This window comes from Polluticoccus soli, assembly GCF_029269745.1.
In the GTDB taxonomy this organism is placed as follows: domain Bacteria; phylum Bacteroidota; class Bacteroidia; order Chitinophagales; family Chitinophagaceae; genus Polluticoccus; species Polluticoccus soli.
In genome coordinates this window covers 661,308-683,087 of record NZ_JARJHT010000001.1, presented here as the reverse complement: position 1 = coordinate 683,087, position 21,780 = coordinate 661,308, and the positions used below count along the sequence as shown (strand labels likewise).

Annotated in this window: 20 protein-coding genes; 16 read left to right on the top strand and 4 right to left on the bottom strand. The window is 44.6% G+C overall.

Annotation, left to right across the window (positions count from 1 at the left end; genetic code table 11):
* Positions 1-562: 562 nt before the first annotated feature.
* Positions 563-760 carry a DUF3606 domain-containing protein gene (locus tag P2W83_RS03235; protein ID WP_276132253.1) on the bottom strand — a complete coding sequence of 66 codons (198 nt, stop codon included), beginning with the start codon at positions 758-760 and terminating at the stop codon, positions 563-565.
* Positions 761-816: 56 nt separating this feature from the next.
* The gene (locus tag P2W83_RS03230) at positions 817-1,446 is read right to left on the bottom strand and encodes an MEDS domain-containing protein (protein WP_276132252.1); all 630 of its coding nucleotides are present in this window, start codon (positions 1,444-1,446) and stop codon (positions 817-819) included.
* Between the two features lie 861 nt (positions 1,447-2,307).
* On the opposite strand from P2W83_RS03230, the gene P2W83_RS03225 reads away from it, so the two are divergent.
* On the top strand, positions 2,308-2,598 hold the full coding sequence (locus P2W83_RS03225; RefSeq protein ID WP_276132251.1) for a hypothetical protein: 291 nt from the start codon (positions 2,308-2,310) through the stop codon (positions 2,596-2,598).
* Positions 2,599-2,661: 63 nt separating this feature from the next.
* Here P2W83_RS03225 and P2W83_RS03220 read toward each other — a convergent pair whose 3' ends face one another.
* Positions 2,662-3,387: a carboxypeptidase-like regulatory domain-containing protein gene (locus P2W83_RS03220; RefSeq protein ID WP_276132250.1), complete on the bottom strand. Its 726-nt coding sequence runs from the start codon at positions 3,385-3,387 to the stop codon at positions 2,662-2,664.
* 91 nt (positions 3,388-3,478) lie between these two features.
* On the opposite strand from P2W83_RS03220, the gene P2W83_RS03215 reads away from it, so the two are divergent.
* The 3 genes from P2W83_RS03215 to P2W83_RS03205 all read left to right on the top strand — a co-directional run bounded on the left by P2W83_RS03215 (position 3,479) and on the right by P2W83_RS03205 (position 6,817).
* Positions 3,479-4,504 carry a quinone-dependent dihydroorotate dehydrogenase gene (locus tag P2W83_RS03215; protein ID WP_276132249.1) on the top strand — a complete coding sequence of 342 codons (1,026 nt, stop codon included), beginning with the start codon at positions 3,479-3,481 and terminating at the stop codon, positions 4,502-4,504.
* 302 nt (positions 4,505-4,806) lie between these two features.
* Complete coding sequence (locus tag P2W83_RS03210) at positions 4,807-6,192, top strand: T9SS type A sorting domain-containing protein (RefSeq protein ID WP_276132248.1); 1,386 nt, start codon at positions 4,807-4,809, stop codon at positions 6,190-6,192.
* Between the two features lie 115 nt (positions 6,193-6,307).
* Complete coding sequence (locus P2W83_RS03205; RefSeq protein WP_276132247.1) at positions 6,308-6,817, top strand: hypothetical protein; 510 nt, start codon at positions 6,308-6,310, stop codon at positions 6,815-6,817.
* Between the two features lie 47 nt (positions 6,818-6,864).
* Here the strand turns inward: P2W83_RS03205 and P2W83_RS03200 are convergent, their stop codons facing one another.
* Positions 6,865-7,140 (bottom strand): con-10 family general stress protein, encoded by a 276-nt coding sequence (locus tag P2W83_RS03200; RefSeq protein WP_276132246.1) that lies wholly within the window; start codon positions 7,138-7,140, stop codon positions 6,865-6,867.
* Between the two features lie 249 nt (positions 7,141-7,389).
* Here P2W83_RS03200 and mnmH point away from each other — a divergent pair, with 249 nt between their 5' ends.
* From mnmH to P2W83_RS03140, 12 genes are all read left to right on the top strand, one after another.
* The gene (gene mnmH / locus P2W83_RS03195; protein WP_276132245.1) at positions 7,390-8,439 is read left to right on the top strand and encodes a tRNA 2-selenouridine(34) synthase MnmH; all 1,050 of its coding nucleotides are present in this window, start codon (positions 7,390-7,392) and stop codon (positions 8,437-8,439) included.
* 4 nt (positions 8,440-8,443) lie between these two features.
* Complete coding sequence (gene selD / locus P2W83_RS03190) at positions 8,444-9,499, top strand: selenide, water dikinase SelD (RefSeq protein WP_276132244.1); 1,056 nt, start codon at positions 8,444-8,446, stop codon at positions 9,497-9,499.
* Positions 9,500-9,532: 33 nt separating this feature from the next.
* On the top strand, positions 9,533-11,077 hold the full coding sequence (locus P2W83_RS03185; protein ID WP_276132243.1) for a hypothetical protein: 1,545 nt from the start codon (positions 9,533-9,535) through the stop codon (positions 11,075-11,077).
* A 40-nt stretch (positions 11,078-11,117) separates the two neighbouring features.
* On the top strand, positions 11,118-11,747 hold the full coding sequence (locus P2W83_RS03180; RefSeq protein WP_276132242.1) for an RNA polymerase sigma-70 factor: 630 nt from the start codon (positions 11,118-11,120) through the stop codon (positions 11,745-11,747).
* Between the two features lie 39 nt (positions 11,748-11,786).
* The gene (locus P2W83_RS03175; protein WP_276132241.1) at positions 11,787-12,755 is read left to right on the top strand and encodes a FecR family protein; all 969 of its coding nucleotides are present in this window, start codon (positions 11,787-11,789) and stop codon (positions 12,753-12,755) included.
* Positions 12,756-12,757: 2 nt separating this feature from the next.
* Entirely contained in the window at positions 12,758-15,325 is a 2,568-nt protein-coding gene (locus P2W83_RS03170; RefSeq protein WP_276132240.1) for a TonB-dependent receptor, read from the top strand.
* 2 nt (positions 15,326-15,327) lie between these two features.
* The gene (locus P2W83_RS03165) at positions 15,328-16,359 is read left to right on the top strand and encodes a DUF4249 domain-containing protein (protein ID WP_276132239.1); all 1,032 of its coding nucleotides are present in this window, start codon (positions 15,328-15,330) and stop codon (positions 16,357-16,359) included.
* A gap of 65 nt (positions 16,360-16,424) precedes the next feature.
* Positions 16,425-18,728, top strand: a complete 2,304-nt coding sequence (locus P2W83_RS03160) for a TonB-dependent receptor (RefSeq protein ID WP_276132238.1) — start codon at positions 16,425-16,427, stop codon at positions 18,726-18,728.
* Between the two features lie 12 nt (positions 18,729-18,740).
* Entirely contained in the window at positions 18,741-19,661 is a 921-nt protein-coding gene (locus tag P2W83_RS03155; protein WP_276132237.1) for a DUF4249 domain-containing protein, read from the top strand.
* Between the two features lie 145 nt (positions 19,662-19,806).
* Complete coding sequence (locus tag P2W83_RS03150; RefSeq protein ID WP_276132236.1) at positions 19,807-20,301, top strand: hypothetical protein; 495 nt, start codon at positions 19,807-19,809, stop codon at positions 20,299-20,301.
* A gap of 22 nt (positions 20,302-20,323) precedes the next feature.
* On the top strand, positions 20,324-21,001 hold the full coding sequence (locus P2W83_RS03145) for a Fe2+-dependent dioxygenase (protein WP_276132235.1): 678 nt from the start codon (positions 20,324-20,326) through the stop codon (positions 20,999-21,001).
* A gap of 28 nt (positions 21,002-21,029) precedes the next feature.
* Positions 21,030-21,599 carry an aspartyl/asparaginyl beta-hydroxylase domain-containing protein gene (locus tag P2W83_RS03140; RefSeq protein ID WP_276132234.1) on the top strand — a complete coding sequence of 190 codons (570 nt, stop codon included), beginning with the start codon at positions 21,030-21,032 and terminating at the stop codon, positions 21,597-21,599.
* Positions 21,600-21,780: the final 181 nt, after the last annotated feature.

Below are 21,780 nucleotides of genomic sequence, written 5' to 3'. Positions count from 1 at the left end.
GTCATTGCGAGAGAGTATTTGCGAATGCAAATACGTCCGAAGCAATCTAGCCACGCGTAGGGCATAGAAATCCATAGATCAAATTATATTCTACGACAACTCAACATAGCGTGAGCTCACGTTTGGACTAGATTGCTTCGTCGCTGCACCTGCGGTCCATTGTTCAAGGTCATGGGAGCTCCTCGCAATGACGTTTGGTGGGTGTGACATTGAGGTTTGATGAATAGACTTGGAGACGTACAAGAGTGCGACGCAACGGGGGCTTGATAGTAAAGTGTCAGCTGGCTGCAAAAACTAGTCGGCATGGCGCTACTCAGCAACCACCCCTCCGCCCCTCCTTAGAAAAGGAGGGGGACTGTAAGGATTTCTATTGGGCGGCACCGCTGAGTCCAGGCAGATTCCTCCTGGCGTCGGAATGACAGCCTTGATGAACAACCACCCCTCCGCCCCTCCTCAAGGAGAGGAGGGGGACTAGTGCTAAAATCAAAAAGAGCAACATTGCTGCTGCTCTTTTCGCAGGGTCGGGGGACAGTGCCCCCCAACCGTATAAAGTTACAAAATTCTAGCGCCGGCTGTGGCGTTTGATATAGTCCTGTATTTTAACGCGGCTGTTGCCTACGGCTGCAATGGCTTCGCGCACCTGGTCTTCGCTGCAGTGGAGTGTTTCTGCAAGATACCTCACCTCATGTTCCTGTCCGCCGGCAACGCGGGCGCGATCGCTTGCCCAGTTTCGCTTGCCGCTATGTTCATTTCTAGCCATAACAATCAATTTTGTAAGACAAGGCTAAAAATTCATGCCCTATTGTTAACAGCTGGTCAGGAGCTGATGCGGTAGTGCACGCGCTGCATCTGTAACTCGCTGCCACCTATCACTTTGCTATGGCAGCTGCATAGCTGGCGTATGGAGGTGGCTTTGTTGGGCGCAAGGGCGCTTTCGGGGTAGGCGCAAAACACGCTGAACTGTTCGGCAGTGCTGATGGCGGTGGCCAGCTCTTCGAGACGGGCTGCCGCTTCCGTTTTACCTTCCTCCCAAAGCAGCGGTGCCATTTCGCCAAAGAACCGCACCTTACGGCCGCGCAGGCGGGCCCTGTACAGCAGGCTGTCGATAAGTGCGCGCAGGCGCAGGGGATCGGGCATGCCGTCTACCATTATCCTGTCGAGCATAATATCGGCCACCAGGGGTATGTAGCGGTCGTCGCTTATAAGAGAAGAGGGGTGTATGCCGAGGTCCCGGAGGCGCGCGTCGAGCCCGTTGAGGTGCTGGGCCGTGGCAATGATCACCACGCAGTCGCCGCTGTTGATACCTGTCCCTACAAAGCCCGTCAGGGCGTCGAGCAACACTTCGTCTGAAGTGTATACCTGTAACACATGGTCGGTTTGCGCTAACTCGCCCCAAAACCGATCTGCACTAGCGCGGGTCCACCCGCCAAGGGTTAATTGTTGCATTAAACATGGCCGTTTATGAATCCAAAGTTAACTAACCGGGCAATTCAGAACTGTTAAAAGCGCACAAGTTTTACACAAGCATTACAGCCGCTATAACGCACTGGTAGCCAATCTACAGATAAAATAGTGATTGTAAAAATGCGTAAAAATTTGTATATTTGTTGTGAATAAAATCGCGTAGGTGGAGTTAATGAATTGATTATGAAAGAGGTGAGGTGTGAAGAACCCGTATGCCCACGGAAACCCCCTATCCCCCTAAAGGGGGAATATGTTATTATACGTTCCCCCTTTAGGGGGATAGGGGGTAAATCGGATTTGCACTGTAGTCGTTCAAAAACGACCACAAACTGTAACAAATTGAAGCTGGAGATTGTGCTGGTGGCGGGTTTGCGGGAATTATGTCGCAGCTCATCCATAGGTTTCCGACAACAAAGGGTCAGGCGAAAAAACTGTCAATTCGTGTGAAAAAAGCTAACAGATTCGCCTCCAATGTTAATACTGGCGTGGGTTTAAGCGAGTAACAAAATGCCGGGTTTGTAACAAACCTGCCGGGCTTTAACACGGGCTGTTGGGCTTGTGGTGGCAATACGTCAACAGTTAATGAGTACACCATTCCACAATATGTTAAGTCCTTAAGCTCTGCCATAAACGGTTGTAAGGAGGCTCAAGTGTTAAAATTTAGCTGTTGTTTTAACAGACTAAACCGTAGTAAGCTCTGCAACGCATTGATTTGTAATGAGATGTAGGCATGTCGTTGTTTTGCAGCGCCAGTCACGGTGTAGTAAAATATATGTGAAAGCCGCACCTGTAGAGGTTTTAGCGCGGTTTTTGTTTTACAGTAGGTGAATAAATAGAAATGTGATGTATAGGTTCGACAAAGTGCAGCAGAAAGACGGGACGTGGAAGTTTGAACTGGATGGTATCAACATGATCTTAGAAGGGTATGTAGTAGACAAAGACAGGCATGTGATCCAGAATCCGGAGAAGGCGATAGCCTACTTCAATGTGGCAGGACACGTTTATGGTGTATCCAACCAGTTCAGGACGAATTATTCGGCAGAAGAATTTTATGACGTAATGATGAAACAGTACTCCATCTTTGATAGTAGCAAAGGGGAGAAGCAAGGCCAGGAAGAGCTGCAAACGACGTAGTCGCAAACCGCAATTCAATGATAAGGCCGCTCTGGGAGCGGCCTTATTTCAGTTTCAATTCTTTTATCGGGTACCCCTTGGTATGCCCAGCCTGGCCCTCGGCCCGCGCTCGCGGTAGGCAGCCACCGTACGTTTGATGAAGGTATAGTAGGCGTATTCATTCATACTCCTTAACTGCTCATACGTAGGTCGGAACAGCTGGAGATAAGCCTGGACGCTGTCTCCACGCATACCCGTGATATTGGTTACAAGCTTTTCGTTGAAGGTAAAGTCTATGTACTTCTGCTGCTGGTACCAGGCATAGTGCTTCTGGAAAGCCCATATTTGCTGGTTCTTCTTGCTCAGCGCGCTGAATGGATGGCTGATGGCCTGCATCCCCGTCAGCTCCGGAAACTCGAGGGCTTCTTTATAGAGCTGGTAGTAGCGGATGCTGTCGCTCTTGTAGTCGCGGGCTACGCCTGCTATTTCAACAGCTGCCAGCTGTATAGAGGCCTTTTCCATCACTACCTTAAAGAAAGCGGGAAGTGTACCCTGTGGCAGGCGGATGCGGATGATCTTATAACCGGTCTTTCGGAATTCGATAAGATGGCCCCTGGTAGCGGCCAGTGTAAATTTCCCCTGGTCGTCGCTGGCTACACCTGCATTGGTGTGCAGGTTCAGGATGGCAACATCGTCCAGTGGTTTGTTGTCGCCGGCGTCCACGATCTGTCCCTGTATTGCCTGACCGTATGCAAACGAGTGCATCAGCCAGAGTAACAAGCTGCCTATCAGGGAAATATATGGGCGCATAATCTTTGCTAAAGATAAGCGTAAAGCTAATTGGGCGGATATTCGGTTTTGTTAAAAAAAGATAAAAGCGGTGTCGTTATCTTTGCGGTCCATGTATTCGATTATCCGCAAAGTACTTTTCAGCATTGACCCTGAACGGGTTCACCATATGGTGATGAACGGCTTGAACAAAGCATATTCTATCCCCGGAGGCAGGCAGATGCTAAGAGGGATGTATACCGTCAAGCACCCATCGCTTGAACGTAAGTTGTGGGGGCTGACTTTTCCTAACCCCGTAGGTCTGGCAGCGGGTTTTGATAAGGATGCAAAGTATTCGGATGCGTTGGCTTGCCTGGGTTTTGGTTTCGTGGAAATAGGAACCGTGACCCCGCGTCCGCAGCCGGGTAATCCGCAGCCCAGGCTTTTCCGCCTGCCGGCAGACAGCGCTCTGATCAACAGGATGGGCTTTAATAATGAAGGCTCCAAAGCTGCAGCCCTAAGGTTGAAGAATCGAAAGGAAAAGATCATTATAGGCGGAAATATTGGCAAGAACAAGGATACTCCTAACGAGAACGCCATTGATGACTACATAGCCTGCTTTAAGGATCTTTACGAAGTGGTAGACTACTTCGTGGTAAACGTTAGCAGCCCGAACACACCTGGCTTACGTGCCCTACAAGACAAGGAGCCGTTGATGAACATACTCCGGCAGCTGATGGATCTCAATAAGTCGTTGGGCAATCCGAAGCCACTGTTGCTAAAGATAGCTCCGGATCTGACGAACGAACAACTGGATGATATTGTTGCTATAGTTGCTGAAACCGGTATTCAGGGCTTGGTGGCAACTAATACAACCATCGATCGCTCGAATCTTCAAACGCCGCATGCAGAGGTAGAAAGCATTGGTGCTGGCGGTCTAAGCGGCAAACCAGTGACAAAAAGAGCTACAGAGGTAATACGGTATCTGCATGAAAAGGGCAATGGTAAAATACCTATAATAGCAGTGGGCGGCATATTTACTGCAGAAGACGCAGCTGAAAAACTAAAGGCAGGTGCATCATTGGTGCAAGTATATACAGGGTTTGTGTACGAAGGCCCAGCGATAGTAAGCAACATTTGCAGGAAACTGCAGTCGTAACTGCGTCGTGTGAATAATGAGTTGAGCCCCGCAAATGCGGGGCTTTTTGGGTTATAAAAACGCATTGCTCCCGAAAATTCATTAATTTACTGAAGGACGACGTTGGCGTAAGCGATAAAAGAAATTGCAACTGTAGGTTAATGAATTATAGGGCAATTGTCATGAAATGACATTGGAATGTAATGGCAGCGTCATAGTTTCGTCATATACAAACAGACAATGAGGTGAATTAGGAGAAACATGTTAGATTTATGTTATCCTTTTAAATGAGAAATTGTTTTTTGAAGTTTAATACCTTACTTATGAAAAACGTTTACCTTTTTATTGCGCTATTTGCAATATCGACAAGTGCTTCTGCGAAGGGCGAGTTTCAGCCAATTGTAACTGCAGGACCTGTAGTAAACGGCAAATTTCCTCATTTTGGCAACCAGGTGGTGAATACTGCAACCGGTGGTGGCGGTGGTTCAACGCCGTCGAAAGTAAGCCTGCGGCTTATCGGAAGGACGCACACGAAATTTTCAGCCGGATCTTTTGTGCCGGTGGATTCTTATTACTACCGTTATACAGATGACCGCGGAGGCATTCTTGCAAATGATAATATAGACAACGACGAAACGTTGTTTTATTCCGAAAGTATCTATTACAAATTTGACCCCACGACAGCAGGTTTCATAAATCAACTGAGGCGTATGCAAGACTATTATCCAAATGAAAAGGATAAGGTTCAGTTTTTAACTTATCAACAATGGAACGCCACAAAGGCAGAGTTTAGAGATTCGGCGCGATATGGGTACGAGTATAATGGAGATGGGACGATGAAGCAGTCAACTTTCCAGCTGAATTATGCTAATATGTGGACTAATGACGTTACGTCCACGATTAGTTACTTACCAAATGTTACATCAATGGAATCGCAGTTTTATAAAGCTGCGTTTGTTTACGATGCCAGTGCAAGACTAGTAGAGACGATAGATTCGCAAAGCAGTGGTAATGGTATCTGGCAAAAAAATGAAAAACACACGTATGAATATTCAGGCAAAAGTGTCACTAAGCATTTTCTTTATGAATGGAGCAATCAACAGAGCTCATGGCTAAACAAGAAAAACTGGCAGTACGGATATAACAATGACAACGATCTGATCTACAAAATAGAACAGGAATGGAACGGTGTAAGTTGGGTCAACATCGCGAAGCATGAGTATTCATACGACGGTAACCACAACATGGCGACAGATTTGCTAAAAAAATGGGATAATTCTTTGGGCGTTTATGTTGATGCCAGCAGAGAAATTTGGAACTATAATATTCAAAACCTCCCCGAGCTGATCACAACCAGCACATGGAATGGCAGCTCCTGGATCTATACCAACAGCGACCAACAGTATCGCTTATATTATGAAAATTTCTTTCCCGCGGATGTGAAACAGGTTGTCAGTGTTAACGAGCTCAATATTTACCCGGTGCCGGCAACTTACGTAGTTAATGTTAACCTTACTCTTAATTCTTCAGAGGATATTTTAGTTAGCCTCTATGATATGAAAGGTTCAACTTTATATAGTGCAAGTCATCATTCAGCGACAGACCTGAGGATTGCAATTCCTGTAGCAAGCTTATCTACAGGAACATACTTTTTGCGTGTTGTCGGAAGTAACACTAACGTTGCCCGGTCTATTGTTGTTCAACATTGATCTCACATGTTTTTTTATAAAAGCCGGGTATAGTCCGGCTTTATCATTTCAGGGCGTAGGTCAATATTTTGATTTGTAGCGATTTCGAGCTATTTTAGTATAAATGCGTCATGTAATGAGACTGATCTTGCTGTTCTTGCTCATGATAAACAGCATCTGTGCTTTTTCGCAAACAGATGAGGATGAGGAGCCGGTCCTTAGTCCTAAGATATTGGCATTGGATACAACTCTGTCTGTCGCGAATAAGTTCAACGATGAAATTTCCAAAGTAGCTGCGGGTTATACGCAGGCATTCACTGATAGGTCGCGGCCGAAAACTATTGTGCAGGTATACAAAACTGATGAAAATGAGACCTTGAAGATCGAATATAAGTTTACAACTGATGGCGGCGATAGTGAAGACTCACAGGGAAAGCCATTGGTGAATTTTCAGAAAATAACCGGCGATGTGACGGTCATCTCCAAAATTTATAACTACCTTTTCAATGCAACAGTTGAACCTGCGCAAATATCCGCAGTAAGTACTGTTGGAACTGAGATCAGTTATAAGGGGCAGATGCATCAGCTAATATTGGAGCCGGATGACTATTCGCCGGGGTATTGGTCATTGATATTTGTTCGATAAAAGAAAAGGCTGTGTTACACAGCCTTTTCTTTTATCTCAGTCAGCAGTTAAACATTGCTGTCGGGATTGGTTGGGATGTTGTTGTCCCGGTTGCGATTTCGGCCACCGCCACGTGAAGCTTGTCCGCCTTTTCGGCCTGCTGCGCGTGCTTCTTCCGATGTCCATTCATGGGCTACTCCAAGGGCGTGAGCTGCTTGTCCGCCTTTGCTGGCAATTTCACGCTGTTGCTTAGGATCCATTGATGCGAAACCACGGTTCGACGTCCTACCCGTGCTCCTTTTGTCGTTTTCACGGTTGCTTTGGTCTTGAATGTTTTCTGACATAGTAATTGAGTTTTAATGATGATTTACGTTTTGGCGCCGTGTTATAAAAAACCAAAAAATAATGCCTCGATGGGCTTATTGACGTAAGCGGCTATTAAAGAAACGCTAGTGAATGCAAACAATAGAATTATGTACGACCATGACGATTTTTTTTCACAGTGTCTTTATTTTAGTGTTTTGCGTTTGTTACTCTAATTGCTTGAAATAGAATACTGTTTATTAAATTGGACCGAATAAAATCATGGAAAAATGGGCGTTAGCAGGATTGAGATAGATGAGTTTTTGAGCTTATCGCTGGAGTTGCCGGTGTTCGATGTGCGAAGCCCATCAGAATTTTGCCATGCATCCTTTCCATCTGCATTCAATCTGCCATTATTTTCGGATGGAGAGCGTAAAATAGTTGGCACATTGTACAAGCAACAAAGCCGCCAAAACGCAATAAAAGCTGGTCTTGATTTCTTTGGCCCAAAAATGCGAATGATGGTTGAGGAAGCTGAGGCGATTTGCGGTCAATTCAATACAAATAGAGTTTTGGTACATTGTTGGCGTGGGGGGATGCGAAGTGCTGGCGTCGCATGGTTGCTCGACCTGTATGGATTCAAGGTTTATACCTTGGCAGGCGGATACAAAGCATTTCGTCAGTGGGCATTAAAAAAAATGGATAATAGTTACCCACTTAGGGTAATAGGTGGCTTCACCGGTTCTGGAAAAACGGAGCTGCTGGGCGCGCTTGCTTCTTACGGAGAGGTTGTAGTTGACCTGGAAGATATTGCTAAGCACAAAGGGTCGGCTTTCGGCGACCTGGAAGGCGTCAGGCAACCATCGCAGGAGATGTTTGAGAACATCCTGGCAATGCGGTTGGACGCCGCGATGCGAAATAGCCAGGCAACGGAGAAACCTATTTGGATAGAGGATGAAAGTCAGCGAATTGGACTTGTAAATATTCCTGGTAATTTTTGGAAAGGAATGAGAGGATCGCCATTGTATTTCCTGGAGATTCCCTTTGAACACCGTTTGCAATACCTTGTGAAGGAGTATGGTTCGTTGCCTAAAGAGAAATTGGTGACGGCTATCATGCGCATTCAAAAGCGCCTCGGTGGGTTGGATACCAAATTGGCGATAAACCATCTTTTGGAAAATAACATAGAGGCTGCGTTTAATATTTTGCTGAGCTATTACGACAAGTATTATAAAAAGGCGCAAGCAGCAAGAGATAATTTTGATGGCCGGCTAAAAATTGTGGAATCTGCTTCAGTTGATTCTACAATTAATCTACAAAAACTGCTCGCGAAGATTTAATAAAATGGAAGACAAAATAAAGCTAACTGAGTTCTCGCGTGGAGCCGGTTGTGGTTGCAAAATAGCTCCAGCGGTATTAGAGCAACTACTGGGTAAAAATCAGACACCGCCAGACAGCAGGCTGCTTGTGGGAAATGATACTCGAGATGACGCAGCGGTTTATGACCTGGGAGACGGTAAGGCGCTCATATCTACCACTGATTTCTTTATGCCGATCGTTGATGATGCTTTCAGTTTCGGCAAGATTGCAGCGGCCAACGCAATTAGTGACGTATACGCTATGGGAGGGAAACCGATATTAGCGATTGCTATTCTCGGTTGGCCGGTGGATAAAATTGGAAATGAGTATGCAGCCAGGGTGCTTGAGGGGGCAAGAGTTAAGTGTCGTGAGGCCGGAATTACCGTAGCTGGAGGACATAGCATTGACGCTACAGAGCCCTTTTTCGGATTGGCAGTAAATGGTTTAATTGATATAGGAGATTTGAAAAAGAACAACACTGCAAAAGCTGGCGATTGGCTATTGCTTACAAAACCATTGGGTTCAGGCATTTTATCTACCGCCCAAAAACGGGGTGTTCTCACTGATGATCATTTAGGTGGGATGATCGAAACCATGGAGAAATTGAACACTGTGGGCGAAGCGCTTGGAAAAGTAAAAGGAGTGCATGCAATGACGGATGTGACTGGTTTTGGGCTACTTGGCCATTGCATGGAAGTGGCACAAGGCAGTGGTTTATCGGCCGAAATATATTATGATCGGTTAAAAACTCTCCCGGGCGCTATTGACTACCTGAAGGACCGCATTGTTCCCGATGCAACCTACAGAAACTGGAATAACTATAGTTCCAATACAGCTTTTGAGGGCGGGGTAGATGTAATGCAGGCATTTAGTCTGTTGCCAGATCCCCAGACCAACGGAGGGTTACTAATAGCTGTTGACGATACGTATTTGCCGGAAGTTCAACGACTTCTTGTAAGTTTTGATCTAGCAGAACACACATTTCCCATAGGGAGGCTGATTGAAGCACAAGCCAAAACAGTAACAGTAAAAAATGCATAGTAAAATATATTTTTGTTTAAACTCATGGTTGGTATGAAGCGTTTATTATTCGTAGCTTTTTGGGCTACACAGATTTTAGTTTGTAAGACAAATGCACAAGAAGTATCTATTACAGGGGTAAGTCCGGAAAGTTTTTCCGGAGTGCGCTCTGTTAATAATGGTGAACTGTATTATGTAGCGTATATGGACGCCAATTCGCAGGATAGCGCAAATGTTGCTGTGCGAATATTTGACAGAGGGATGCAGCCCCGTCGAGAGATTAACGTACCTGTTTCCAAAGGTACCCAATTAGCGGCCTCTGCTTTTACCGGTCAATTTTATATTGTACAGCTAGTGAATGTCGGCAATAAAACGCGCACGATGCTGGTTTTGGATGAAGGGGGGAACGTTTTTAAGAGAAAAGACGAGGCGGATATTAAAGCCTCCGCTCTATCTGCTGCCAGATATTCAACCATTTATCCAATTAGCCCTAACGACTACGTTATCATTCGCACCAATCGGGATGGTAAAGCCGCATTTGAAATGGAGGGAATGGATGCTGAACTTACCTCACGTTGGCAAAAGACACTTGATGGAAGGCCGGGTTTTGAGGTCCTGGACCTCAAAACTGAGATGGACCGCATATTTCTTTTGCAGAAAGATGATGCAGGCGTGAGGGAGGATTATTCAGTGCGGGTATTAAACGGCATGGGCGGCGACGATTTTTTTTCAACAGAGATAAGAGAGGCTGAAAACATAGCTATCCCGGCTTTTATTGATGTGAAAAATGGCTTTATCGCTACAGCAGGGATTTTTCAAAGAGAGCCATCGCCAGGCAAATCTGCCGGATTGTTCTTTGCAAAACTAGATCCGACAGGAAGACCTGAAAAATTGCAGTTTATACCATGGAGTCTTATTAAGACGCAAGTGAAAAACAGCATCATTAGTGATCTTGAATCTGGCAAAGCCGGGGTGCAAATTCAAAACGTTATTCCTGACGCAAAAGACGAAGGGTTTACTTTGTTAGGCGAGTTGTATACAAAAACGGCGGGTGTTGAAGCTGCCACTGCAACCTTTTCAGTGCAGGATTTCATTCTGGTGCATATAAATAAAGATGGTCAGCCTGATAGAGTTTCTCAAATATCAAAACCAGTACGTAGTTTAATGGTAAAGGGGGCTGTAAGCAACAAAAACGCTACAGAGCTAGCCCAATGGCTGGATTCAAAGCGGTTTTTTGGCTATCGCGCTGTAGTGCCCACTGGCGACAAAACAGTGATCGCCTATCTTGATAATAAAAAAGGCAAAGCAACCGGATATTTTGCGACCCTTGATTCTATAGGAACAGCCCCACAAGGAAATATTACAACACTAGACTTTGACCGCCAGGAAGGTGGCAATACCAGGGCCAGGAAAACTGATAAATCGGCAGAGGATACCGATATCGAGATATTAAGTAGCACTGAGCAGGATGTTCGTGATTTTGCTGCCGCCCGAGCTGCTAAGGATATTGTACCGGTACAGGACGGGCAAGTTATGATGCTTAATTATACTGCCCCGGATCTCCGATTTTGGATAATTCCTGTGCCTGTGCGACAATAAGTGGGGGTAAATCCCGCTTTTTACGTTTTATAATATGTAGATGAAAGGTCATGAAGTAGCGAGAGCTTCATATATTAATTATTTTTGTAAAAACGCCGTTATGCCGCCCCAGCATGGATTGGATTCAGTTTTTAAGGACCTGTTTGCCCGTGAATATGAGCGATTATGTCGTTATGCATACACCTATTTGCAGGACGAGCACATGTCTGAAGACGTAGTCCAAGAAACCTTCATCAAGATATGGGAACAAAAAAAGGAGCTGATCAGCAGTCCGGATGTCAAGTTTTATTTGATTACAGCCGTGCGAAATAATTGTATCACAGTTATTCGAAAACAAAAGAATCAACGCACGGCATCAACAGACAATACACCTGAACCAGAGCCTGAACCGTTTCTTACCGTTCGCCAGCACCAGGAGCACGAGGCTGAAAATGAACGCCGAATAGCTGAGGCTTTGGATCAGCTGCCGCCCAAATGCAAAGAGGTTTTTCTGTTGGTAAAGATGCAGGGTATGAGTTATAAAGAGGCGGCTAAAGCATTGGATTTGTCGGTGAAAACAATAGAGAATCAAATGGGCAAGGCCATAAGAGTTTTGCGGGACTTTGTGGTTAGTCAGGCAGTGACGCTGGTGGGATTGTTCTTTCTTCTTGGAGATTTGTGGCTGAAATAGGGGTAATAAAATTTTTTTGCGTTTTTAAAGGTGATAACAATGGACGAGCAAGTATATATTAATATAGCCAAGGATGTAAATGGCGAGGCAACTGAAGCAGAACTTCAGCAGCTTAACGAATGGCTTTCCGCTAATCCGCAAAACCTGGCTGAATACGAAAACTTAAAGGCTATCTGGAATCAGTCTGATAGTATACCATCTGGTCCAAAGTTTAATACCGATGCCGCCTGGCTGCGCGTTTCAGGCAAGCTTCAGTTGGATAAAACAAAGAAGCCTAACGTAATATCTCTGCCATGGGTGCGTTATAGTTTGGCAGCAGCAGCGGCATTGCTAATCGGGTTTTTTGTAATTGGCAGGTACCAGGGCGCAAGAGTGGTAACGATCGCGGCGGTAGAAAGTAATATGGACGTGGAACTTCCGGACAATTCGCACGTTATGCTTCGTAAAGGCAGCACATTGAGCTATCCAAAGTCTTTCTCGGGAAGCGAACGTCTGGTTGCCCTTAAAGGAGAAGCGTTTTTCGAAGTCACCCGTAACGAGCAAAAGCCGTTTATTATTGATGCCCAATCGGCTAAAGTTCAGGTGTTAGGAACTTCTTTTGATGTGAAGTGCAGCGAGGCGCAGGCTACTGTGGTAGTAAAAACTGGTAGGGTGCAGATGTCGGATAACAAGACAGCAGCCTCCGTGATTTTAACGCCCGGCGAGAAAGGATTGTTGAAAGATGGGCGCCTGGTTGAGCAAACTGCCAGGATAGATAATGTGCTTTATTGGCAAGCCGGCGCCTTAAATTATTCTAAAACGTCGTTGGTGGAGATAATTGAAGAGCTCAACCAGGTAAAAGACACCGTGATTGCACTTGATCAAAATATGACCGAGGAACAAAAGAAGCAGTTGATAGACATCAGCTTTAAAGATCAGAACCTTGAGGCAATGCTCACCGATCTTTGTCTTGTCTCACAATGTCAATGGTCTAAGAGTGGTGATAGCTACCGGGTAAGCGCCAAATAAGCATGAGAAAGAAACTGCGCTATGTATTTGTTTTATGCCTTATTGTGGCAGCATTTCAGGCAACTGCGCAGAATGGTCGGTTGTTAGAGGTAGCGTACGTTCCGACATTTTCAGAAGGAACCATTGAAGCTTATCTCGCCGATATCCATGATAAGGTACCAGTTCCCATTTCGTATAGCACTTCGTCAGTAAGCCTAACCACGCTTGTTCGTTTGCGCGGCAATGAGCGAACTGTGGGGGAGGTGCTAAATTCAATACTTGTCGATCAAAAGGTATCCGTGATCGAAAGGGAAGATAAAATATTGATCGTCTCGCGCGATTCCCGAAAAAAATACCTTCGATCGGAGGCCTTTGTTATCAATGGCTACATAAAAGAAGAAAATAGCAAAGAGGCTTTGATCGGTGCTACAGTTTATGTTGCTGGCCTGCAAGCGGGCACAGTTACCAACAACTACGGATTTTATAGCATGGCATTGCCAGAGGGCGATCACAAGATCGTTTGCAATTACCTGGGTTTTCGTCCCGACACTTTATTGGTTTCGCTAAAGCGCGACACCCGAAAAGACTTTTTTCTTACCTCTGACAATAAGTTAGCTGAAATTAAAGTAACACAAAAAGGCAAAGAGTCGCACGATCGGACCCATTTTCAACTAAATGACATCGAGGGATCTCCTGCTTTGCTGGGAGAAAATGATATACTTCGCACGATACAAAATACAGCTGGTGTGCAGGCTAGCACAGATGGGATGACCAATATCCTTGTGCGTGGTGGTGATCCGGGGCAAAACTTGTATTTGCTTGATGGTGTGCCTGTTTATTATGCAGATCATATTTTAGGACTGACTTCTGTATTCAACCTGGATGCCATCAAATCGGTTGACTTTTACAAGGACGCATTTCCTGCGCGTTTTGGCGGTCGCCTTGCATCAGTTATCGATGTGAATACGAAAGATGGCGACATGGAGCGTATTGGCGGCCAGTTTAATATGGGCCTTGTGAAAAGCAGCTTAAGTCTGGAAGGGCCGATCATAAAAGACAGGGCTTCGGTCATGCTGTCGGCTCGCCGGACGTGGATAGATGCATTGTGGCGTCCCTTTACAGATGATCTGGGTTTCAATTTTTATGATATCAACGGGAAGGCGAATTATATCGTCAATAAGAATAACCGTTTGTACTTAAGTATTTACACAGGACGAGATCGCGTTTCAACCAAAGCTACCCTCGATGAATTTGACATGCGATGGGGCAATCTCATCGGTTCTGCCAAATGGACAAGCATTATTGATCCCAAACTGTTTGTTAATACGATCCTCACTTATAGCAAGTTCAATTTTCAGCTACGAGAAGGACAGTTCAGTAGTTTTGGAGATACAGGTAAAGTGTCGTTCAATACGGGGCGTTCTTCAATAAACGATTACTCGGGAAAGGTACAGTTGCACTACTATCCCAATCTAAAGCATCATGTTGAGGCCGGCGTAAACTATACGTATTCAGATTTTAATCCCATTTCTGTTGTTTCAGAACAGCAATTCACCACCATGGATTTCAACCTGAACATTAATCGCTTTCAGTCAAATGAAGTGACGCTTTTTGCAGAGGATGAGATCAAAGTTGGAAGTCGCTGGATACTACGCCCGGGTCTTCACTGGGCTACCTGGTTCAATGCAGACTACAATTATTCCGCTTTACAGCCGCGTATGTATACTGCATATAAGCTTGCATCGAATCACACCATCTATGGATCGTTCACGCAGATGGCCCAATACCTGCATTATATCAATAACAATAATTTTGGTATACCGGTCGGCTTTTACCTGCCTAGTACCAGTCGTATTGCGCCTGAGGAAGCGTTGCTAGGTACGCTAGGCTATACAGCAAATTTCCCATGGAAATTTGAGTATAACGTTGAGGTGTATTATAAGGATATCTTAAACACTACAACTTTCGATGCTGGTAAAGATCCGTTCGCTAGTAATATAGGTTGGGAAGATCAGGTTGTACAAGGTAAAGGGTGGAGTTATGGCGCTGAGTTTTCCGTTAAGCAGAGTGTTGGACCATTCCATTTCGATGGGGCTTATACCTGGTCATGGGCCTGGCGCAAATTTGCTTCGCTGAACAATGGGCAATCATTTCCTTATCGTTACGATCGCCGGCATAATATCAAAGCATTGCTGACTTATGAGCCAAACAAGCGCTTTTCAGCCACCGCTAACTGGATGTATATGAGCGGTGAGGCAATTACACTGCCAGATCAGATCAGTCCGGACCTTGAAAACAATTTGGGTGTAAACGTTCAACAAGGATCAAATGGTGGTTATACTTATAATTTTTCGTCGGTGAACGACTATAGGCTCCCACCTATACACAGATTGGATGTAGGGTTTAATTTTAGAAAACAAAAACGCCGCTATATGGAACGGACCTGGTCGTTTGGCGTCTACAATCTATATGGACGGCAGAATGTGATGTATGTAGAGTTGACAAGTGTGGCTAGTACTAATGAATTCCAGTTGACAGGGATAAGCTTTTTGCAATTTGTACCATATGTCAATTACAAGTTGAGGTTTTGAGGATGAGATTATCACATATCGTTTGTGTTGTGCTTATTGCATGCGTTTCGTGCAATAAGAAACTTGATCTACCCGATGTTGAGCGTGGCCGGAAAATTGCGCTGCTCGGTGAACTGGTAGCAAATGAGTCTGTTTATTTTCGCGCTGGACAAAGTGTGCCGGTGTCTTCGGGATCAAGTATGAAGTTTGAAGTACTACAAGGGCTTTCAATTGACATGGCAGACAACTCAGGAATGAACATAACCCTAAGTGGTTTGGAAGATTCATTGACGAAGTATCTCCATACAATTCCGTTTTCGTCCGGTGCTATAGTAAAGCCGGGCAGTGTTTACCATATTTCTGCAACACATCCTGATCGCGGAGTTGCTACCACGGATGTCACGATTCCGGATGCATTTACTGCATTTGTTGCATCCTCCACGAATGCTGTATATGCAAGCGACACGGCTCTGGCCATAGACGTGGTGATAGAGGATAAGGCAGGTGCACATTTCTATGTTATTGAGGCAGTGAAACAACCTATGACTATTACAGGCCACTTTTGGTTTGACAACCAGTGGGTGGCTATAGCAGATCATAAGACACAGTACGACAGTCTTAAATTGGCTGGCGCTAACTTGCAGACGCAATTTGATACCAGCTTTAGTAACACCTACATAAGGCAGAATCTGCATACTGCAGACGTTAATACAGAAAACTTAAAGAGCAATAGTTCTTTTAATGCCTTCCGGCGGATACTGTTGACTGACTACAAATTCTCCGGATCTGACTACACCACGCGGGTGTACCTCAGCATTGGCCAGAATTATTTTACAAGCGAGACAGATAAGGGGCGGGTTTTATTACAAGTGAAGTCTGTATCGAAGGACTATTTTGACTATTTGCAAGCCTACGAGCTGTACAATCCGAATTCCGAATATTTCACGTCTGGTACTCCGGCCAATCTAAAAAGCCCGGTACAAAATGGAATGGGTGTGATTGGGGGTGTCTATAAGCAACAATTCGTATTTGTCCTCGACAAATGGGAGTTTTAAAAAACTTTCACAACAACATAGGGGTTTAACAACTTTCATCGTTTTACTAAAAACATCAGGTTTGTATGAAGAATATGAAGGCGATCCTTTCCCTGGTATTATTGCTCTGCTCGGGAAGCATATGGGCCCAGTCCATCACCATTAGCGGTTATGTTTCCGAAAAAAAGAGTGGTGAGCGTCTGCTGGGAGCTACGGTATTTATACCCGACAGGAATATTGGTACGACAACCAATACCTATGGATTTTACTCGCTTACCATACCTGCCGGCGCTAATACAGAACTGAGAGCTACATACATTGGTTTTGCTCCTTTTACCCAAACCATTACCGGCGAAAAGAATGTCACATTAAATATTGAACTGGATCAGGCGAAAGATTTGAAGGAAGTCGTGGTGACAGCGCAAAAGGACGCGATCCAAACCCGTACGCAGATGTCGGCAATCGACCTTCCGATCGAAACGATCAAATCACTCCCCGCTTTCATGGGAGAAGTGGACATACTTAAAGCAATACAATTGCTGCCAGGTGTGCAGGGTGGCAATGAAGGTACGTCTGGTCTCTACGTACGTGGAGGAGGACCCGATCAAAACCTGATCTTACTTGACGGAGTGCCTGTGTACAATGCGAGCCACTTGTTTGGGTTCTTTAGTGTGTTCAATGCGGATGCAATACGTAGTGTTGAAGTGATCAAAGGAGGCTTTCCTGCTCGTTATGGTGGCAGGCTATCTTCTGTCATTGATATTAACATGAAAGAAGGTGACAAGAACAAATTGCATGGTGAAGGAGGGATTGGCCTTATAGCATCTAGGCTTATGCTCGAGGGCCCTATACAGAAAGGTAAGTCGTCCTTTATGGTCTCTGGACGTCGTACCTATATCGATGTGTTAGCACAGCCCCTCATGCGCGGCAATTTGAAGAGCGGGTATTATTTCTACGATCTGAATGGTAAAGCAAATTTTAAGATCACCGAAAAAGATCACATCTATATCAGCGGTTATTTTGGGAATGACAAGTTTTATGCACGTCAGACCGAAGATAACGGTACATGGGGAGCTTCCAGTTTTAATACGGGATTGCGTTGGGGTAATATCACAGCAGTAGGCCGCTGGAATCACGAATTCTCGCCAAAACTGTTTGGTAACTTAACTACTTACTACAGCCAATATCAATTTTTGATCAGCGCACAGAACAAGAGCACGTTTACCAACGTAAATGAGGACTACCTGTTAAAATACACTTCTGGCATTAACGATAAGGCCGTAAAGTATGATTTTGATTTTCTTCCGGGTCCTAACCATTTTATCAAAGCTGGTGTGGGCTACATAGCACATACCTACAAGCCAGGTGCGCAACAGATCAAGCTGAAATCTAGCGTGCAGGATCTCGATACAACGTTTGGCGTGAAAGACATCAATGCTGGTGAGATCGATGGCTATATTGAGGACGATATTCGGATCAGTTCAAAGCTAAAAGCAAACCTTGGTGTACACTGGACAGGTTTTACGGTTAGGGATCAGCTCTACCAGGCTATACAGCCGCGTGCAGGGCTGCGTTATCTATTGTCTGACGAGATAAGCCTAAAGGCCTCATATGTGCAAATGAATCAGTTTATTCACCTGCTCACTAACTCGTCGATTGGCTTACCTACCGACCTGTGGGTGCCTGTTACAGACAGAGTGCCTGCTCAAAAATCACATCAAGCGGCGATAGGCGCAGCTTATACACACAACACCGGCATAGAAATAAGCGTGGAAGGATACTATAAAACGATGGAGAACGTGTTGGAGTATAAAGAAGGTGCCAGTTTCTTTAATAGCAGCACAAGTTGGGAGGATAAAGTTGAAATCGGCAAAGGAAAAAGCTACGGCGGTGAACTGTTTTTGCAGAAAAAGAAAGGAAAGTTTACCGGTATGTTAGGTTACACACTGTCGTGGACCACAAGGCAGTTTGATAACCTGAATAATGGCGAAGAGTTTCCGTATCGCTATGACAGGCGGCACGATGTGAAGGTTGCGGGTATATACAAACTGTCAAATAGTATTGAGCTAAGTGCAGAATGGATCTATGGTACCGGTAATGCTATTACAATGCCTTTGGGTATGTATCAGGGCCAGGATGGACAGGAAGTGGCTATATACGGCAGTCGAAATGGCTACAGGATGCCGGCATATCATCGCGGTGATGTAAGCGTCAAATTTTGGAAGCAACGAAAGGGCTGGGAACGCGCATGGATCATTAGTGCTTATAATATTTACAACAGGATGAATCCTTTCTATGTCTACAGTGAGACAAACAATGGTAAAACAACATTCAAGCAGATCAGTCTCTTTCCGATAATCCCTTCAATCAGCTATCAATTCAAATTCTAAAAAAGCGGCAATATGAATTTATATAAAATAGTGATTCCGGTAATAGCGCTTGCATTTGCTGCATCGTGTACTAAGGAAGTAAAGGTTGATATTCCACAACATCAGTCATCGTTAGTCATTAGCAGTAGCACATTGGTTGATGATACATTCAGGTTGCAGGTGGGTAAGAGTGTTGCAATTTTGAACTATAAGCCTAGTCTTGACCTGAGCGTTCCCAATGCAACAGTTGTGTTGTACGAAGGCGACAAAGCGTTAGGTTCAATGCACTACGATAACGTAAACGGCGTATACACTTCTGGCAACATTGCGGAGGCCGGTAAAAAATACACGATCAAAGTTTCCGCCCCGGGATTTAATGCTGTGGAAGCTGAGTCAGAAGTGCCGTCTGCAGTAAAAATAAAATCAGTCCAGCGAATTCCCAACGCGCGTGTCGATATTGACGGCGTGCAACAAGACGAGGTACGAATCAGTTTTGACGATCCGATGGACGCGGGCGATTTTTATGTGCTAAGTCTCATTGTTCCTGTGGTAGAAGATTCATTCATGCATGGTAATATATATTCAACCTGCGTCAATACAAATGATCCCAGCGTTGAAAGTATCTATAATGAGAGCATTGATCAGAACACCTGTCTTTCTTCCGATGGGATATTTTTCAGAGATGCACTTTTTAATGGTACTGCAAAAGAGCTGCGAATATTTGTTCCAAGTAATGTTTTGCAACCTGTAGAGGATGTCAATGGGACTTTGTTTTATGCTGGCATCGAGCTTCAACATGTGCCCGAAGCGTATTTTCGTTATCAAAAGTCTTATCGGTTTGCTTCTGAAAATATGGGTAACCCGTTTGCAGAGCCCACTAATGTATATAGCAACGTAAAAAATGGTTATGGTATTTTTAGCATAGTAAGTACAGATTATGCGGAAGTGAAATGAACTAATTGATAATCAATTTGTCTTAAAAGAGCCTCGGTCTTCGGGGCGCTTTTGGTTTGCGTGATTTTATTGTTTCATAACAAATACACTCAATAAATAGTATTGGCTTTTTGTAATATTGCTATCTCGTATCTGCTTGATTGGTATGCTCACCCAAAAAATGATCACGTTTATCCGCTCTATTGGCATCGAAGTGGAATGCACTGCTATCCATGAAATAACATTCCTGCCCGGTATTCTTATTAAGAACGGAAAGCTCGTTGTTGATGAAGCAAAACTGCTTTATCCGGGAGACTTATTGCATGAGGCCGGACACCTGGCTGTAATGCCTGCAGAAGAAAGGAAAATAGCTGGAGGAAATGTTGGAGAAGATAAAGAACGAAGCCAGGCGGGTGGAGAAGAAATGATGGCGATAGCCTGGAGTTATGCCGCTTTGACTCACCTCGGATTATCCCCACAGGTTGTGTTTCACCCCAACGGATATAAAGGAGCATCTGACTGGTACATTGAGCAATACACAAATGGCCGATACATTGCACTGCCAACACTTCAATGGATCGGGCTTTGCTATGATGAGAATAATGCACATGCAAATAATATGAAGCCCTATCCTCACATGATCAAGTGGATTAGGGAATAAATGAACAATCACACAAGATCAAATGAATAACCACGCCATCTATCTCCACGTAAAAGAACTGCTGAACAGCCAGCAGCTTACTGTTGTCCATAATTTGCTTGAGACCGCAAGGTATGCGGATGGCCGCGAAACAGCCACGGCTGCTGCACGAGATGTTAAGAATAATTTACAGGTAGATATGAACGCACCTCAGTATGGCATGCTGCAACAAGTAATACTGGATGGGCTGAATAACAGTATGCTGCTTCGCGATGCTATTTTTCCCAAACACGTTTATCCTTTCCTTATTAGCAAGTATACCGATGGTATGGAATATGGCTGGCATGTCGACAGTCCGCTAATGGGCAACATGATGCGTACGGATATTGCCATCACAGTGTTTCTAAATGATCCGGATAAGTACGAAGGTGGCGAACTGGAGTTGCAATCTTCGTCAGGTACATTGCTCTATAAGTTTGCCGCTGGTGATGCCATTTGTTATCCTTGCACGCAGTTGCATAGGGTTCGTCCGGTTATAAAAGGCGAAAGACGTGTTGCAGTAAGCTGGATGCAGAGCATGGTGAAAGATGCAGAGTCGCGCAAAATGTTATTCGATATACAGCAGGTTATAGACTCGCTTCGTGCGGTCGATTTGCAATCTGTTGAAGCGCATTTGCTACAACAGACCCACAGCAATTTGCTACGGATGTGGGCCGATTAATTTTAAATCCAATCAACTAAACTAAACCATGATCGACAAAGTTCTATTACCATTGCGGTTCGATGCTACGCGCTTACACGCCGAGGTGTTATCATTCCCCGAGGAAGATTGGATACCGCATTTTAATACGCCTTATTACAGTGGCGACTGGAGTGCAATACCCTTGCGCTCCGTCGATGGAGATCCTAAACGAATATTTCCAGACCCGACTGGCAAAGGCATCTACCAGGATACGGCCCACCTGTTGCGGTGTTCCTATATTCATAACGCGGTGTCATCGCTGGAGTGCGAAAAGATCGACGTGCGGCTTTTAAGGCTGAAGGCCGGATCAAGTATCAAAGAGCATAGAGATTATGACCTGGCTTTTGAGGACGGAGAAGTACGGTTGCATATCCCAGTGATGACAAATCCAGCACTGGAATTTTACTTGAATAAGGAATTAGTAACAATGAGAGAAGGTGAATGTTGGTATTTAAATTTTAACCTTCCTCATAGTGTAAGTAACAGAGGTACAACAGATAGAGTACACCTTGTTGTTGATTGCAAGATAAATGAATGGCTGTCTGAGTTGTTTGCATCTGCTACGACTGTTGTATAACAGCTTGTGTTTAATTGCTTTTAATTGTTGGTATTAGAAAATAACACTAGTTTTAACCACCTGTAATAAGACTTGTTAGAGATTTTTTTGAAGGCAGGTGCTTGATTTCTTTTTTTTGCCTTTATACCTAAACATTGAAAACTATGAAGTCAAATTCATATTGTTTCGCCTATTCCTTGTT

Excerpts from the sequence above, each read along its gene's own strand:
- P2W83_RS03165 (WP_276132239.1), top strand. The coding sequence starts at position 15,328 with ATGAGATTATCACATATCGTTTGTGTTGTGCTTATTGCATGCGTTTCG.
- P2W83_RS03235 (WP_276132253.1), bottom strand. The coding sequence starts at position 760 with ATGGCTAGAAATGAACATAGCGGCAAGCGAAACTGGGCAAGCGATCGC.
- P2W83_RS03155 (WP_276132237.1), top strand. The coding sequence starts at position 18,741 with ATGAATTTATATAAAATAGTGATTCCGGTAATAGCGCTTGCATTTGCT.
- P2W83_RS03160 (WP_276132238.1), top strand. The coding sequence starts at position 16,425 with ATGAAGAATATGAAGGCGATCCTTTCCCTGGTATTATTGCTCTGCTCG.
- P2W83_RS03185 (WP_276132243.1), top strand. The coding sequence starts at position 9,533 with ATGAAGCGTTTATTATTCGTAGCTTTTTGGGCTACACAGATTTTAGTT.
- P2W83_RS03230 (WP_276132252.1), bottom strand. The coding sequence starts at position 1,446 with ATGCAACAATTAACCCTTGGCGGGTGGACCCGCGCTAGTGCAGATCGG.
- P2W83_RS03210 (WP_276132248.1), top strand. The coding sequence starts at position 4,807 with ATGAAAAACGTTTACCTTTTTATTGCGCTATTTGCAATATCGACAAGT.
- P2W83_RS03215 (WP_276132249.1), top strand. The coding sequence starts at position 3,479 with ATGTATTCGATTATCCGCAAAGTACTTTTCAGCATTGACCCTGAACGG.
- P2W83_RS03175 (WP_276132241.1), top strand. The coding sequence starts at position 11,787 with ATGGACGAGCAAGTATATATTAATATAGCCAAGGATGTAAATGGCGAG.
- P2W83_RS03140 (WP_276132234.1), top strand. The coding sequence starts at position 21,030 with ATGATCGACAAAGTTCTATTACCATTGCGGTTCGATGCTACGCGCTTA.
- P2W83_RS03170 (WP_276132240.1), top strand. The coding sequence starts at position 12,758 with ATGAGAAAGAAACTGCGCTATGTATTTGTTTTATGCCTTATTGTGGCA.
- P2W83_RS03225 (WP_276132251.1), top strand. The coding sequence starts at position 2,308 with ATGTATAGGTTCGACAAAGTGCAGCAGAAAGACGGGACGTGGAAGTTT.
- P2W83_RS03180 (WP_276132242.1), top strand. The coding sequence starts at position 11,118 with ATGAAAGGTCATGAAGTAGCGAGAGCTTCATATATTAATTATTTTTGT.
- P2W83_RS03145 (WP_276132235.1), top strand. The coding sequence starts at position 20,324 with ATGAATAACCACGCCATCTATCTCCACGTAAAAGAACTGCTGAACAGC.
- selD (WP_276132244.1), top strand. The coding sequence starts at position 8,444 with ATGGAAGACAAAATAAAGCTAACTGAGTTCTCGCGTGGAGCCGGTTGT.
- P2W83_RS03150 (WP_276132236.1), top strand. The coding sequence starts at position 19,807 with ATGCTCACCCAAAAAATGATCACGTTTATCCGCTCTATTGGCATCGAA.
- P2W83_RS03205 (WP_276132247.1), top strand. The coding sequence starts at position 6,308 with ATGAGACTGATCTTGCTGTTCTTGCTCATGATAAACAGCATCTGTGCT.
- P2W83_RS03220 (WP_276132250.1), bottom strand. The coding sequence starts at position 3,387 with ATGCGCCCATATATTTCCCTGATAGGCAGCTTGTTACTCTGGCTGATG.
- P2W83_RS03200 (WP_276132246.1), bottom strand. The coding sequence starts at position 7,140 with ATGTCAGAAAACATTCAAGACCAAAGCAACCGTGAAAACGACAAAAGG.
- mnmH (WP_276132245.1), top strand. The coding sequence starts at position 7,390 with ATGGGCGTTAGCAGGATTGAGATAGATGAGTTTTTGAGCTTATCGCTG.